Genomic DNA, 13,352 nt, shown 5'->3' with positions numbered 1-13,352 from the left:
GGGCATGAGCGGCAACACTTTCGGAACCCTGTTCACTTTGACGACGTTTGGCGAGTCCCATGGTCCCGCACTCGGCGGCGTGGTGGACGGTTGTCCTTCCGGCATTCCTCTGGATGAGGCTGTCATTCAGCGTGAACTGGATCGCCGTCGTCCAGGGCAGGGGGGCCTTGCCTCTACGGCTCGCAAGGAACCGGACGCCGTGCGCATTCTTTCCGGCGTGTTCGAGGGCGTCACCACCGGCACCCCCATCGGCTTTGTCGTCGAGAACACGGACCATCGGTCCGGCGATTATTCAAAGATCAAGGATGTGTTTCGACCCGGGCACGCGGACTTCACGTTCAATGCCAAGTTTGGGATCCGTGACTATCGCGGGGGCGGCCGTTCCTCCGGGCGGGAGACGGTTTCCCGTGTGGCAGGCGGGGCTATTGCCCTGGCTATGCTGATGCAGGAAGGCATCGGCGTCTACGCCTATACCGTCGAATTGGGGGGTATCCCGGCCGAGGTTACGGATTATGCCGGTGCCCAGGACCGACCGTTTTTCAGCCCTGATCCCGAGGCTCCTGCCAAGTGGGAGGAGCGCATCCGCGAGGTAAAGGGACAGGGGGACACCCTTGGCGGCGTTGTGGAAATACGTATTACCTCGGTGCCTGCCGGTCTCGGCGAGCCGGTCTTCGACAAAATGGACGCACGGCTGGCCTACGCGCTCATGTCCGTGGGGGCGGTCAAGGGCGTGGAAATCGGCTCGGGAATGCAGGCGGCCTGCTCGCTCGGCAGCCTGAACAACGATCCCATCGGACCGGAAGGGTTCGAGTCCAACAACGCGGGCGGCATTCTGGGTGGTATCTCTTCTGGTCAGGATATAGTGGCCCGTGCCTATATCAAGCCCATCCCCTCCATCGCGCAGGAGCAGCGTACCGTGACTACCTCGGGCGAGGCGACCTCCATCACCATCGGCGGACGGCACGACATTGCGGCGATTCCGCGTATCAACCCGGTCCTCAAGGCCATGGCCGCGCTGACAGTGGCCGACCTGCTGCTTATGGACCGGCGGCTGGGGATGCGGGGATAGATTCAAAATTTTAAAAGTGAGAACAATAAGGCCTGCCTTCCAAACGGAAGGCAGGCCTTATTTATTGAAGAAGCTCTCGTAATCTATTTAATTTTTTTCATGCGTACGGCCGTGCCGTAACAGGAGTAGTACTTGTCGCCTTCCGGGTGGAAAGCGATGTTTTCACGGTAGCCGATGATGGCGTCGGCATTGACGTCCACCGCCTGGGCCATGAGGCCGTAGAAGGCATTGTCGAAGTTGTAACTGCGGCAGACGATGAGGCCAAATGCGGACTGGATTTCGCGGCCGGGAATGGTCTCGGTCGTCATGAGCTTCATCTTGCCTGCCATGTACATCTCCCGGGCCATGGCAAGTCGCTGGTCGCTGCCGATATCATCCTTGGCCGAAGTTTGCTTTTTGGGAGTGCCGAAAATGAGCGCCATCTGTCCGTCCTCACAGGTAAAAGGTTCGTCGCATTCACGTTATGTAACCCACCGGAGAAACATGGGCAAGTCCCGTCAACAGGCGTTTCGGGCCTGCAACTTCAGTGGGAACCTATGAAGCGATGTTTAGGACAGTGTGGCTATTTGTTGTCGCTTTCCGCAGTAGGAAGAAGCGCTCTTTAGAAAAGTCATTAACGCAGAACGGCTTCGAACACGAGCTTGTAGAATATTTCCAGCGGTTCGGGGTTCTTGATGACCTTCATGCGGTTGATGGCTCCATGCCATGCGCCGATAATAAAAATGGCAGTTTCCCTGGGGTCCAGGTCAGGCTCGATGTCCGCGGCATGTTGCGCCTCGGAGAGCAGTGTCTCCACCACATCGGTTTGCTGGTTCAGGTATTCGGCAAGCTTGTCGCGGAAAGAGCCTTTCAAATCGCCCATTTCCTGGCCGAGGTTGCCGATGGGGCAACTGCTGGCATAGCCGTGGGACTTGAAGTGATTGTGGAAGACCATGAAGATCTTGCGCAGTCTCTTCAAGGGAGAAAGGCTTTTGTCTTCAATGATCGGACGTGCCATCTCTCCGAATCGACGTGAGAAATAATCAACAATTTCAACACAGAATGTTTCTTCGTCGTCAAAGCAGCAGGAGCCTTTGGGGACTCCGGCGGCCTGAAGAACTTCGTTGATGCCGGTGTTGTTGAGCCCCTTTCGGTGAATCAACTCTGCCCCTGCCTCAAGAATGCGTTGTCTGGTATTGTCTCTCATTGTTGCTCCGGGGGGAGGGGATAGACCGACCCTTTGCAAAGTGTCAAGCGATTGCACAACGGCAGGGTGAAATATACGGAATTGTCATTTGTTGTGCCGTATAGACGGCTGTGCGGTGATGACGGACAATAAAAAAGGAGACTGTTTCCAGTCTCCTTTTTTAATATTGTCGGACGGTTCAGGCTTAGGGCATTACCTTTACCAGATAGGCCTTGGCCGGGTCCAGGTATTGGCGAACCGTATCCCGCAGTTCTTCCGGGGTAACGGACTTGGCCCGCTGAATGATCTTTTCCTCATAATCGCGGGCCATCTTGCGCACCATGAGACTGGCGGCCTCCCGGCTGCGGGAGATCAGGGACTGATGTTCCTGGTAGTAGTCTCCCAGCAGAATGTTGCGGGCACGGGTCAATTCCTGTTCCGGCAGCGGTTTGGAGGCAAGGTCGCCCAATATCCTCTTGAACCCCTCAAGAGATTGGTCGATCTTGTCCGGATCGGTGCCGATATACAGGGCGGTAAATCCGGTGTTGACGGACTGCCAGTTGAAGGCGGTGACCGTGTAGGCAAGGCCCTGCTTGTCGCGCAGGTCGCGGAAGAGCAGACCGGACTGGCCGGAGAGCGCCGCCTTGAGCAGGTCGAGCTTTGCAGAGGCCTCCATGTCCGTCTTGCCCGGGGTGGGGAAGACCATGATCAGGTGCGCCTGATTGCGGCCCGGCAGGTGGAAGGTCTCCTCCCGCTCTGTGTTCCAATCGGGCGTGGTGAAGTCATAGGTGTCGCCGGGCAGGGTCATGGTCTGCGCCAGGCTTGTAGCCCAGTCCTCAATGGCCTTTTCGTCGAACTGGCCGCAGACGGCCAAGGTGAAGGGCTGCATGGCCTGCCGTCCCCAGAAGCGCATGATGTCTGTCTGGTTGAGCTTTTCCACCTCTTCGGCAGTTCCCTGGTGCAGCAGGCTGTAGGGGCCCGAGGTGTAGAGGAAGGGGAACAGGTGGCGGAAAGCAAGTCCCAGGGGCCTGTCTTCACGGGCCTTGATGGAAGCCACCTGATCCTGCTTGGCGCGTTCGATTTCGGCCGAATCAAAGGCTGGAGCCGTCAGGGTCTGGCGCATGACCGGCAGCAGTTTGTCGGTGAATCGCACCGGGAATTTGGCCTCAAGGGCAAAGACGTTGCGCCCGGCCGAAGCGGACAGGGATGCCGCGTGGTCGGACAGGAAATCTTCCAGTTCCGTGGCACTCTGCTCCATGGTGCCGCGCGTCAGTGAACGTGCCGTCAGGGCGGCCAATCCTTCCTGCCCCTTGCTCAGGATACCATCGCCGCCCGCAAAATACAGGGACATGGCTGTGTAGGGCAAAGTTGCGTCGGGCAGGAGCACGAGACGGCCTCCACCGGGCAGATCAATGACCTTTTCGCCGGTGTCTGCGGATATGTCGGCCTTCTTGGCCATGGTCTTGTCCATGGGCCAGTTACGGGCCGCGATTTCGGTCAGGGTTTCCGCCTTGATGTCGGCATCCTTGGGCAGGAGCACGCAGGTGGACAAACGGTCCGGCCGGATGAACTCATGGTAGAGGGTCCGCATTTCCTTGCGGTTTATCTGATTCAATTCAAAGAGGTAGTTCTGCTCGGCCTCTTCGCCGTTCTCGAAGAACTGGAAATAGGCCGTCTTGGAAGCCAGGCCCGAGAGTGTCTCCTTGGTCAGGAAGAGTGCGTCTTCCATATTCAGTTTGGCGCGCCGAATTTCCTGGTCCGTGAAGTCGTCGGGATTAAAGGTGGCAAGCTCTGTGGTGAGTTCTTTCCAGAATTCCTCCACCTTGTCCGCATCCAGGGTGGCGCTGACATAGAGCAGGCCGCCTCGTTCCAGGGTCATGGCCGACATGGAAATGTCGTCCACCAGCTGCTTGTCGTACTTGAATTTACGGTAGAGCCGGGAGGTGTCGTCCCCGCCCATCAACTGCGCCAGCACATCCAGCCCCGCGCATTTGGCAGAGGTGCCGTTGGGGATGGGAAAGGCCGCACCAAGGTATACCTTGTTCCACTGGCCGGGCAGGGTGACGACGGTGGGGCCATCTCCCTTGGCCGGAATGGCGATGGGGTCGGGCGGGGTTACGGACCGGGTATTCTGGAGGCCGCCCAGCAGTTTCTTGGCTTCGGCCAGCACCTTGTCCGGATCAACCTTGCCGACCACCGCGAGCATCATGGACTGCGGTTGGTAGAATTTGTTGATGTAGTTATGAATGTCCTCGCTGCTCAGTCCACGCACCGTGTCGCGGAATCCGATGATCGGCCATTCGTAGGACGATCCCTTCCAGAGCATCCCCTGCAGGGTCTTGAAGAGCATACTGCTGGGCGAGTCTTCGCCCCTCTCCAGCTCCTTGAGGACAACTTCCTTTTCGCTCTTGAGCTCTTCAGGCTTGATGGCGGCGTGAAAGGCCATGTCGGTGATGACGTCCAGCCCCAGCGCCATTTGCTCTTCGGGTACTTCCACATAATATACGGTGTAGTCGAAACTCGTGGCCGCGTTCATGTTGCCGCCAACAGATTCGATGTCCCGGGCGGACTGGCCCGGGCCGCGTTTCTCCGTGCCCTTGAACACCATATGTTCCAGCAAATGGCTGATGCCTGCCTGATTCGGTGTTTCGTATCCGCTGCCCGCGTGGACATAGAGCCGCGCGTTGACCAGCGGGAAACGGTCATCCTGCTTGATGAGCACGGTCAGACCGTTCTTGAGCCGGATAACGTTGGTCGCCCCGGGGCTTGCTTTCAACTGCGTGGCAGCAGAAGCCTGTGTGGACGATTCGGCGGTGTTGAGTTTTGCAAAGTGCTGACAGCTCGTCAGAAGCATGAGAATTCCTCCGAGCAGCAGAAGGTTTCGAAACATGGGATCACTCCATGCGAAACACCGGACATAACGGGCGCTTCGGCTGATATCTTTTGGTTGTTTTGCTGCATAGTATGATAAGGCCCGGCCTCCGGAACACAAGTGGTTGCGTCCGGGAAGCTCAGGCGGGTTGGAGATACTACCCGAGGTTTTGGAAAATGCAAACCTTCTGAGTTGGGCCGGACAGACTGGGGAGACCCGGGGGAAACATTGATGACGGATGTGTGAATATTGACGAGTGCGTTTGCTATGCTGGGTCTTAAGCTGTGCTGTAATTGTTTGGTTTTATGGGGTTTGTCTGTCTTATACTCCATCGCGTCAATGTGTTCCAATTTGCAGTCGTATTGACAATAAATCTTTGGCATGCCTAGAATTTATACGAAGTATTCCCAGTTCTGAATGCTTGATACATCGGAGGAGTCAATGCCCGTAAGCTATGCGCCTGCCGGAAGGGTCGGCAAGTGGGATGGTGTCATGGATTGGTTTCAGATGCTCTCGGGAGCGTGCCTGATCCTGTTTATGTGGTGCCACATGATTTTGGTGTCGAGTGTCATCCTGAGTCCCGGCGTCATGAATGCCATTGCCGAATTTTTTGAAGTCACCTTCATGGCGCAGGTCGGCGGGCCGCTTATTTTTCTTTTGTTCCTCATTCATTTTTTGCTGGCTGCCAGAAAGATCCCGTTTCGGGTAGAGGGGCAGCGGGGCGTGTGGCATCATGCGCGCATGCTGCATCATACCGATACATGGTTATGGGTTGTGCAGGTCGTATCGGCCATGATCATTCTGATTATGGGGTCCATCCACATGTGGGTGGTGCTGACGGATCTGCCCATAACTGCTGCCAAGTCCGCTGCCCGGATTCAGGGTGGATTCTGGGCCGTTTTTTATTTGGTATTGCTTCCCCTGGCCGAGATTCATGTCGGTATCGGTTTTTATCGCATTGCCGTGAAGTGGGGATTTGTCAAAGACGCGGATCGCGCCAGGTTCAAGCGCGGCGAGAATCTGCTCACCATGCTGTTCATTGCCATCGGTCTCATCACGCTGTTGCGGTTCATCTTTTTGAGTGTGGATTAGTCGGAGACTCATCATGCAGACTGTGTATGCCGATCTGTTGGTCGTCGGGGCCGGGCTGGCCGGGGAGCGCGCTGCCGTGGAGGCTGCCGCTGCCGGATTTTCCGCTATTTGCCTCAGCCTTGTTCCGGCCCGGCGTTCCCATTCCTCGGCCGCGCAGGGGGGAATGCAGGCCTCTCTGGGCAATTCCGTCATGGGGGAGGGGGATTGTCCCGATATCCACTTTGCCGATACGGTGAAGGGATCGGACTGGGGGTGTGACCAGGAGGTGGCCCGGCTCTTTGCCGAAACAGCGCCCGCGGAGATGCGGCGGCTGGCCCATTGGGGGGTGCCGTGGAATCGTGTGGTGGCGGGCAAGTCCATTTACTATAAGGGCGGACGAAAATTTGAAAAGGTCGAGGCTAAGGAGAAAGAGGGGCTGATCATGGCCCGTTCCTTTGGTGGCACGGCCAAGTGGCGTACCTGCTATACCTCGGACGGAACGGGGCACGCCGTGATGTGCACCATGGACAACCGTTGTGCCCAGGTCGGCGTGGAGGTGCACGACAAGACCGAGGCCATTGCCCTGATCCAAGATGGAGAGATCTGCTACGGTGTGGTGGCCCGCTGTCTTCGCACCGGTGAACTGCGCGTCTATCTGGCCAAGGCGACCATGATTGCCTCGGGCGGGTTTGGCCGCATTTATCCAAATACCACCAATGCCGTCATCTGTGACGGCGGGGCACATACCATGTGCGTCGATACGGGCGTGGTACCCATGGGGAATATGGAGGCTGTCCAGTTTCACCCCACCGGCATCGTGCCGACGGATATTTTGGTCACCGAGGGATGTCGGGGCGACGGCGGCACGCTGCTCGATGTCAACGAAGAGAGGTTCATGGACAAGTATGAACCGGAAAAGGCGGAGCTGGCTTCCCGCGATGTGGTTTCCCGCTGGATGACGCACCACATGCGCGAAGGGTACGGCGTGAAAAGTTCCTACGGCGAGCACCTTTGGCTGGATATTCGGCATCTGGGCGCGGAACATATCACCGGCAAGCTGCGCGAGGTCTATGAAATTTGCACGTCCTTCCTGGGCGTGGACCCCATCTACCAGCTTATTCCGGTTCGCCCCACGCAGCACTATTCCATGGGCGGTGTGCGCACTGACAAGGACGGTGCCGCCTATGGCCTGAAAGGACTTTTTGCCGCAGGCGAGGCCGCCTGCTGGGATATGCACGGTTTTAATCGACTGGGCGGCAACTCGCTGGCCGAGACTGTGGTCGCTGGTGGAATTGTCGGCCGGAAGATCGCCGAATATTTGGAAGGGTGCGAGACCGAATTCAAGACAGCCCTCATCAGCGACGCGGTGAAAAGACAACAGGACCGCATCGAGGCCCTGATTGACCGAAGGAACGGGAGTGAAAATGTTTATCGTGTTCGCTCTGCCATGCAGCAGGCGCTGAACGATGGAGCCAATATCTTTCGCACTCGGGAAGGGCTGGAAAAATGCGTCGCCACCTTGCAGGATACATTGATCCGTGCCCGGAATGTCGGGCTGCGCTCCAATGGCAAGGGGGTGAATCCCGAACTGGCCGTGGCCCTCAAACTGGAAGGACAGGTCAAGATGGCCCTGATGGTGGCCTACGGAGCGCTTATGCGTACCGAGTCGCGCGGCTCGCACAATCGGGAAGATTTCCCCGCACGGAATGATCGGGATTGGCTGAATCGGACGCTGGCTTTCTGGAAAGACGCGTCCGACACATTGCCTACCCTGGAATATGAACCGGCTACCAACGTTGTCGTGATACCGCCCGGAGATCGCGGATATGGACATTCCCAGATTATCAGCGCTGATGAAAAGAAGGATTAAACCATGTCCAGATTGCTGAAATTCAATGTGTTCCGGTATAATCCACAGGATGATAAGTCCCGCCCGCATATGGAGGAATTCGTTCTTGAAGAGACCGATTCCATGACGCTGTTCATTGCGCTCAACCGTATCCGTGAAGAACAGGACAGTTCCCTTCAGTTTGATTTTTGCTGTCGTGCCGGCATTTGCGGCTCCTGCGGAATGGTGATCAACGGCCGTCCCGGTCTGGCCTGCCATACCAAAACGCGGGATCTTCCGGGCGAGATTACCTTGCTTCCCTTGCCGATTTTTGAATTGGTCGGCGACCTTTCCGTGGATACCGGGTCCTGGTTTCGGAAGATGTATGATCGCACGGAGTCCTGGATACATACGAAGAAGGTGTTTGATCCCTCGGCACAGGAAGAACGCATGGACAACAAGGAAGCCGTTGCCATCTATGAGCTGGAGCGGTGTGTGGAGTGCGGCTGCTGTGTAGCGGCCTGTGCAACGGCAAGATTGCGCGAGGATTTTCTTGGCGCAGCAGGGTTGAACCGTGTGGGCCGGTTTTTGATCGACCCTCGGGACGAACGGACCGGCAATGACTATTACGAGATAATCGGGAACGACTCGGGCATCTTCGGGTGCATGGGGTTGCTGGCCTGCGAGGATGTATGCCCGAAGCATCTGCCGCTGCAAAACCAACTCGGTTTCTTGCGGCGCAAGATGGGCATAACCGCCATCAAGCAGCTGTTCCGGAAATAGTCAGTGAGTTTCGTTGAAATTTTCAACCATCCAATTTCTGCAGCATTGTTTTTACCTCTGTTTGAAGGGACTTGGGACATCTTGCAGCGGATGATTGCCGCAAACGTTTGCGGTGTTCTCCCCCAGGACTTTCCGGCTTTTTTTGACTGGCAGGAAAAGACACTATAAAGACGCTTGACACTGCCGTTGAATTGTTTCAGACAGGGGCTTGGCGGGTTGCCGCCCGGCCCTTTTCCATTTTTCGCAGAGGGCCGATACAAGACATCTAGAGGGCAAAGACAATGGAAAATTCCTACTTTGAGAACGTTGACTGTCACGAGGACAAAAGCGAAAACGTGTACACGCCGTACCCCGGCGCGGACGAGAAGTATGACGACGGTTCCGACTGGCGCCTCTACAATCCTGCAAAATATCGTGACCCCAACTGGTCTCCGGACAAAGAATAGTTAAAGGGGCGCAAAGCCCCTTTTTTCTATCCTTGTTTCAAACTGCCTTGCGCAGGTTTGACTCTATGCCTCGTTCTGCGAGGCTTTTTGCTTTGTTGTGTTGGAAAAACTCCTTGACTTAGAAATGATTACTATTATCATAAATATCAAGTTAAACAACAAGCAATTGGAGGAGCCATGGGAAGCCTGAGCGACTATCGAAATCTGGACATAGATTGGACCATGACACCTGAAGCCGCTGTAACCCTTTATTTGGAGTGGGGGAATAACGCATGGCGTGCCGAACATGGGCCTGTAACGAGTAAAGCCGACACCAGTACGTATTTTGTGGTTTATGCCTGGGATGAAAATCCCCGGCTCATGCTGATCAAACGTAATTCCGAGGGCGCTGAAGAGTTGCTTGATCAGGAATTGCCGAAAGATGTCGGCAGGAGATTCTTGGAATCCGTCAGCCACCTCAAAGGGGTGTATCCGCCCAATCGGGAGATTCGGGAGTGGATAGAACAGCAGTTCGCCGCACGGCAGTAGATGTGAACAAGCCGTTTGTTCCATGCGAGTAAAAATGGTGGGACCGGTCGATAGGCCGGTCCCATTTTGTTTTGTGGCGACGGCATGTTGCGTTCGGGCAGGGCCTTTTCCTTGCAACCCATCGGCTTTGAGCGTAATCCAACTCGGATATAAGGAGTAATGGAATGTCTGATATGTTCGCCCGGAGAATGGGAACCGTGCACCGCTCGTTCATCCGGGAAATTCTCAAGGTCACGGCTGATCCCGAAATTATTTCTTTTGCCGGTGGGCTCCCCAATCCCGAACTCTTCCCGGTAGACGCAATGGACAAGGCTGCCCACGAGGTCTTCACCACCATTGGTGCATCCGCATTGCAGTACTCGACGACCGAAGGCGATGCCGGGCTACGCGCCATCATTGCCAAGAGGTATGAAAATCGAGGCCTTACGGTTGATCCTGATTCCATCCTGATTACGACCGGTTCTCAGCAGATCCTGGATATTTGCGGCAAGGTGCTTCTGGACAAGGGCGACAAAATCGCCATTGAGCGGCCCGGTTACCTTGGTGCCATTCAGGCTTTTTCCATTTTCGAGCCGGAGTTCGTGACGGTTTCGCTTGAGGCGGACGGCCCGAACCTGGAAGAACTCGAGGCAGCCTTCAAGGCCGGAGCCAAGTGCTTCTATGCCGTACCCAACTTCCAGAACCCGTCGGGCCTGAGCTATTCGGCCGAGAAGCGGGAAGAAGTGGCCAAGCTGGTCGGCAAGTACGGCGTGCTCTTCGTTGAGGATGATCCTTACGGAGAACTGCGCTTCAAGGGCGAGATGCTGCCTTCTGTTTATTCCTTCTGTGGCGGAAACAGTCTCTTGTGCGGCTCGTTTTCCAAAATAGCCGCTCCCGGATTCCGCATCGGCTGGGTTGTGGCTCCCAAGAATATCTACGACAAGCTGGTCATCGCCAAGCAGGCTGCTGATCTGCATACTTCCACTGTGGCACAGGCCATTCTGCGCCGTTACCTGGAGACAAACGACATTGAGAAGCATGTGTCGCTCATTCGGGAGCGGTACGGCAACCAGCGTAACGTCATGCTCAACATGGCCCGGAAATACTTCCCGGAAAGTGTGGACATCACCGAGCCGGAAGGCGGCATGTTTCTGTGGGTGACTCTGCCCGAGGGAACGTCGTCCATGGAGCTGCTTGATCTCGCGGTCAAGGACAAGGTTGCGTTTGTGCCTGGTCGCCCCTTTTATGTGGATGGCACCGGCGAGAGTACGCTGCGTCTCAATTTCTCCAATTCCGATCCGGCCCGCATCGAGGAAGGCATGCGTCGTCTCGGCGCGTCCATCAACACGTTGCTCAAGTAAACGTTCGCGGCCAGGAGGGAAGGCCGCGACAATGGATATACGAAGGAACTCATCATGTCCCAACAAATCGTCATCATCGGCGGCGTGGCCCTCGGGCCCAAGGCCGCCTGCCGGTTCAAGCGGTTGGAGCCATCTTCCAGTGTGACCATGGTCGATCAGAGTGCCCTTATCTCCTACGGAGGTTGCGGCATTCCCTATTACGTTTCCGGCGACGTTTCGGATGCGAGCGAACTGAGCACCACCAGCTTCCATATGGTTCGGGACGCGGAATTCTTCCACGAGGTCAAAGGCGTGGACGTTCGCACCCTGACCCAGGCCACCAGCATTGATAGGGAGAACAAGCAGGTTCACCTGAAGAGTATGACCACGGGCGAAGAGTCTGTGCTGGATTACGACAAGCTGGTTATCGCCACCGGTGCCAACCCGCGCAAGCTCGGCCTGCCGGGGGAGGACCTGGAAGGCGTCAACTACGTCTGCAATCCGGACGACGCCACCCGCATCCGCGAGGGCATTGCCAAGGGCAAGGTTGGCAAGGCCGTCATCGTCGGCGCCGGCTTCATTGGTCTGGAAATGGCCGAAGCCTTTGCCGACATGTGGGGTGTGGAGACCACTGTGGTGGAAATTACGGGGCAGATTATGCCCCGGCTGGTCAGCCCGGCTCTGGCGACCATGGGGCAGCGCCACATGGAGGAGAACGGGGTCAACTTCCTGTTCGGCGAGACCGTCAAGGCCATTGAGGGCGAGGACGGTCATGTCACCCGGGTGGTCACGGACAAGCGGACGCTTGAGGCCGACGCGGTCATCATAGCCGCCGGTGTCGTACCCAGCTCCGACATTGCCAAGGAAGCAGGGCTCGATGTGCATCCACGTGGCGGTGTCATTGTGGACGACCATATGCGTACCAACGATCCCGACATTTATGCCGGTGGCGACTGCGCCATCGTCAAGAACCTCATCACCGGCTCGCAGGCTTACCTGCCGCTGGGCTCCATGGCCAACAGACAGGGTCGGGTGATCGGCACCAATCTGGCGGGTGGAGATGCTAGCTTCGACGGTGTGGTCGGTTCCTTTGTCGTCAAGTTCTTCGAGCGTTCCCTGGCCGGTACGGGCATGAGCCTGGAGGCCGCAAAAGCTGCCGGGTATGATGCCATGAGCGTGCTGCTCATCCAGCTCGACCGGGCGCATTTTTACCCCACCAAGGAGCTGATGACCCTGGAGATGGTTGTGGACAAGCCGACCAGACGCGTGCTTGGCGTGCAGGGCTTCGGTTCCACGCGCGACGCCATGGTCGGTCGAATCAATGCGGTGGCCGCCATCCTCAAGTATGAGCCCAAGGTGGAGGACATTTCCAATATGGAGCTGGCCTATTCGCCGCCGTTTGCAGCGGCCATGGATATTCTCAACTCCCTGGCCAACTTGGCGGACAATGCACTGCTCGGCATCAACCGGGGCGTGGGGCCGGACGGGTTCAAGGCGCTGTGGGACGAGCGGGAAAATAGCGAATGCTTTTTCCTCGATTGTCGCGAGGCGGCGGATGCCGAACCTTTTATGGAGCGTAATCCCGGCATGTGGCACAACGTGCCGCAGGGACAGATATATGACAGACTGTCCGAGATTCCCGAGGACAAGCATGTTGTGCTTGTCTGCAACACGGGAGCGCGTTCGTACGAAGCGCAGATCATGTTGACCGAAAAGGGATACAAGAATGTCACCAACGTACAGGGCGGGATAGCATCAATAAAGAACTACGGTGTTGAAGTGTAGTTGTTTTTTTTCTCATATCAGGATAAACGGCTACCTTCTAATCTCCATGACAGTAATTCCGGACCTGGCGGTGAAGCGAGGAGTTCGTGCGGTTCTTGATTGTGGATGACGACGAAAGTGCTCTTGCATATTTGGGTACGGCGCTTTCTCCGTATGCCGAATGCGATGGCGTACTTTCCGGCAACGATGCCGTGATTGCCTTTGACAAGGCGCAGGCTGACGGGCGTCCCTATGATGCCGTGCTGATGGATATCCTCATGCCCGGCATGGACGGTCACCAGACTGCCGAGATTCTCCGTGCCCGGGAAGAGGAACTGGGCGTGGATGAACTGCACGCCTTCAAGCTGGTCATGGTTTCCTCACTGGTGGATGACGCCAATGTGACCCGCGCCTTCTTTTCAACTCAGGCGGTTTGCTATTTGGTCAAGCCACTGGAAAAGGAGAAGGTCCTGGAGGAACTGCGGCAGAATCTGGTTATTTGATCCG

General features: G+C 56.6%; 13 protein-coding genes. 10 read left to right on the top strand and 3 right to left on the bottom strand.

Annotated elements, in window-relative coordinates:
• Window positions 1–4 precede the first annotated feature (4 nt).
• Window positions 5–1,069 carry a chorismate synthase gene (gene aroC, locus ACI0FG_RS09390; RefSeq protein WP_419788278.1) on the top strand — a complete coding sequence of 355 codons (1,065 nt, stop codon included), beginning with the start codon at window positions 5–7 and terminating at the stop codon, window positions 1,067–1,069.
• An 83-nt stretch (window positions 1,070–1,152) separates the two neighbouring features.
• Here the strand turns inward: aroC and ACI0FG_RS09385 are convergent, their stop codons facing one another.
• The 3 genes from ACI0FG_RS09385 to ACI0FG_RS09375 form a co-directional block, all read right to left on the bottom strand.
• On the bottom strand, window positions 1,153–1,491 hold the full coding sequence (locus ACI0FG_RS09385; protein ID WP_419788277.1) for a hypothetical protein: 339 nt from the start codon (window positions 1,489–1,491) through the stop codon (window positions 1,153–1,155).
• Window positions 1,492–1,682: 191 nt separating this feature from the next.
• Complete coding sequence (locus ACI0FG_RS09380; protein WP_419788276.1) at window positions 1,683–2,255, bottom strand: TetR family transcriptional regulator C-terminal domain-containing protein; 573 nt, start codon at window positions 2,253–2,255, stop codon at window positions 1,683–1,685.
• Between the two features lie 184 nt (window positions 2,256–2,439).
• Entirely contained in the window at window positions 2,440–5,124 is a 2,685-nt protein-coding gene (locus ACI0FG_RS09375; protein WP_419788275.1) for a M16 family metallopeptidase, read from the bottom strand.
• A 423-nt stretch (window positions 5,125–5,547) separates the two neighbouring features.
• Here ACI0FG_RS09375 and ACI0FG_RS09370 point away from each other — a divergent pair, with 423 nt between their 5' ends.
• The 9 genes from ACI0FG_RS09370 (at window position 5,548) to ACI0FG_RS09330 (ending at window position 13,348) form a co-directional block, all read left to right on the top strand.
• Complete coding sequence (locus ACI0FG_RS09370) at window positions 5,548–6,198, top strand: succinate dehydrogenase/fumarate reductase cytochrome b subunit (protein WP_419788274.1); 651 nt, start codon at window positions 5,548–5,550, stop codon at window positions 6,196–6,198.
• 13 nt (window positions 6,199–6,211) lie between these two features.
• A complete protein-coding gene (locus ACI0FG_RS09365) occupies window positions 6,212–8,047 on the top strand; it encodes a fumarate reductase flavoprotein subunit (protein WP_419788273.1) in 1,836 nt (611 codons plus the stop codon).
• A 3-nt stretch (window positions 8,048–8,050) separates the two neighbouring features.
• Window positions 8,051–8,788 carry a fumarate reductase iron-sulfur subunit gene (locus tag ACI0FG_RS09360; RefSeq protein ID WP_419788272.1) on the top strand — a complete coding sequence of 246 codons (738 nt, stop codon included), beginning with the start codon at window positions 8,051–8,053 and terminating at the stop codon, window positions 8,786–8,788.
• Window positions 8,789–8,791: 3 nt separating this feature from the next.
• Window positions 8,792–8,956, top strand: coding sequence for a hypothetical protein (locus tag ACI0FG_RS09355; protein WP_419788271.1), 165 nt, complete (start codon window positions 8,792–8,794; stop codon window positions 8,954–8,956).
• Window positions 8,957–9,069: 113 nt separating this feature from the next.
• Window positions 9,070–9,234, top strand: a complete 165-nt coding sequence (locus ACI0FG_RS09350; RefSeq protein WP_419788270.1) for a hypothetical protein — start codon at window positions 9,070–9,072, stop codon at window positions 9,232–9,234.
• 177 nt (window positions 9,235–9,411) lie between these two features.
• The gene (locus tag ACI0FG_RS09345; RefSeq protein WP_419788269.1) at window positions 9,412–9,762 is read left to right on the top strand and encodes a DVU0772 family protein; all 351 of its coding nucleotides are present in this window, start codon (window positions 9,412–9,414) and stop codon (window positions 9,760–9,762) included.
• A 164-nt stretch (window positions 9,763–9,926) separates the two neighbouring features.
• Window positions 9,927–11,102 (top strand): PLP-dependent aminotransferase family protein, encoded by a 1,176-nt coding sequence (locus tag ACI0FG_RS09340; RefSeq protein WP_419788268.1) that lies wholly within the window; start codon window positions 9,927–9,929, stop codon window positions 11,100–11,102.
• Window positions 11,103–11,156: 54 nt separating this feature from the next.
• Window positions 11,157–12,866, top strand: a complete 1,710-nt coding sequence (locus ACI0FG_RS09335; protein WP_419788267.1) for an FAD-dependent oxidoreductase — start codon at window positions 11,157–11,159, stop codon at window positions 12,864–12,866.
• A gap of 86 nt (window positions 12,867–12,952) precedes the next feature.
• Window positions 12,953–13,348 carry a response regulator gene (locus ACI0FG_RS09330; protein WP_419788266.1) on the top strand — a complete coding sequence of 132 codons (396 nt, stop codon included), beginning with the start codon at window positions 12,953–12,955 and terminating at the stop codon, window positions 13,346–13,348.
• Window positions 13,349–13,352 lie beyond the last annotated feature (4 nt).

Origin of the sequence: Pseudodesulfovibrio sp. 7M6, assembly GCF_050058625.1 — a bacterium.
Taxonomy (GTDB): domain Bacteria; phylum Desulfobacterota; class Desulfovibrionia; order Desulfovibrionales; family Desulfovibrionaceae; genus Pseudodesulfovibrio; species Pseudodesulfovibrio salinus.
The sequence above is the reverse complement of the archived record's forward strand: the minus strand, read 5'-3'. Positions and strand labels throughout refer to the sequence as shown.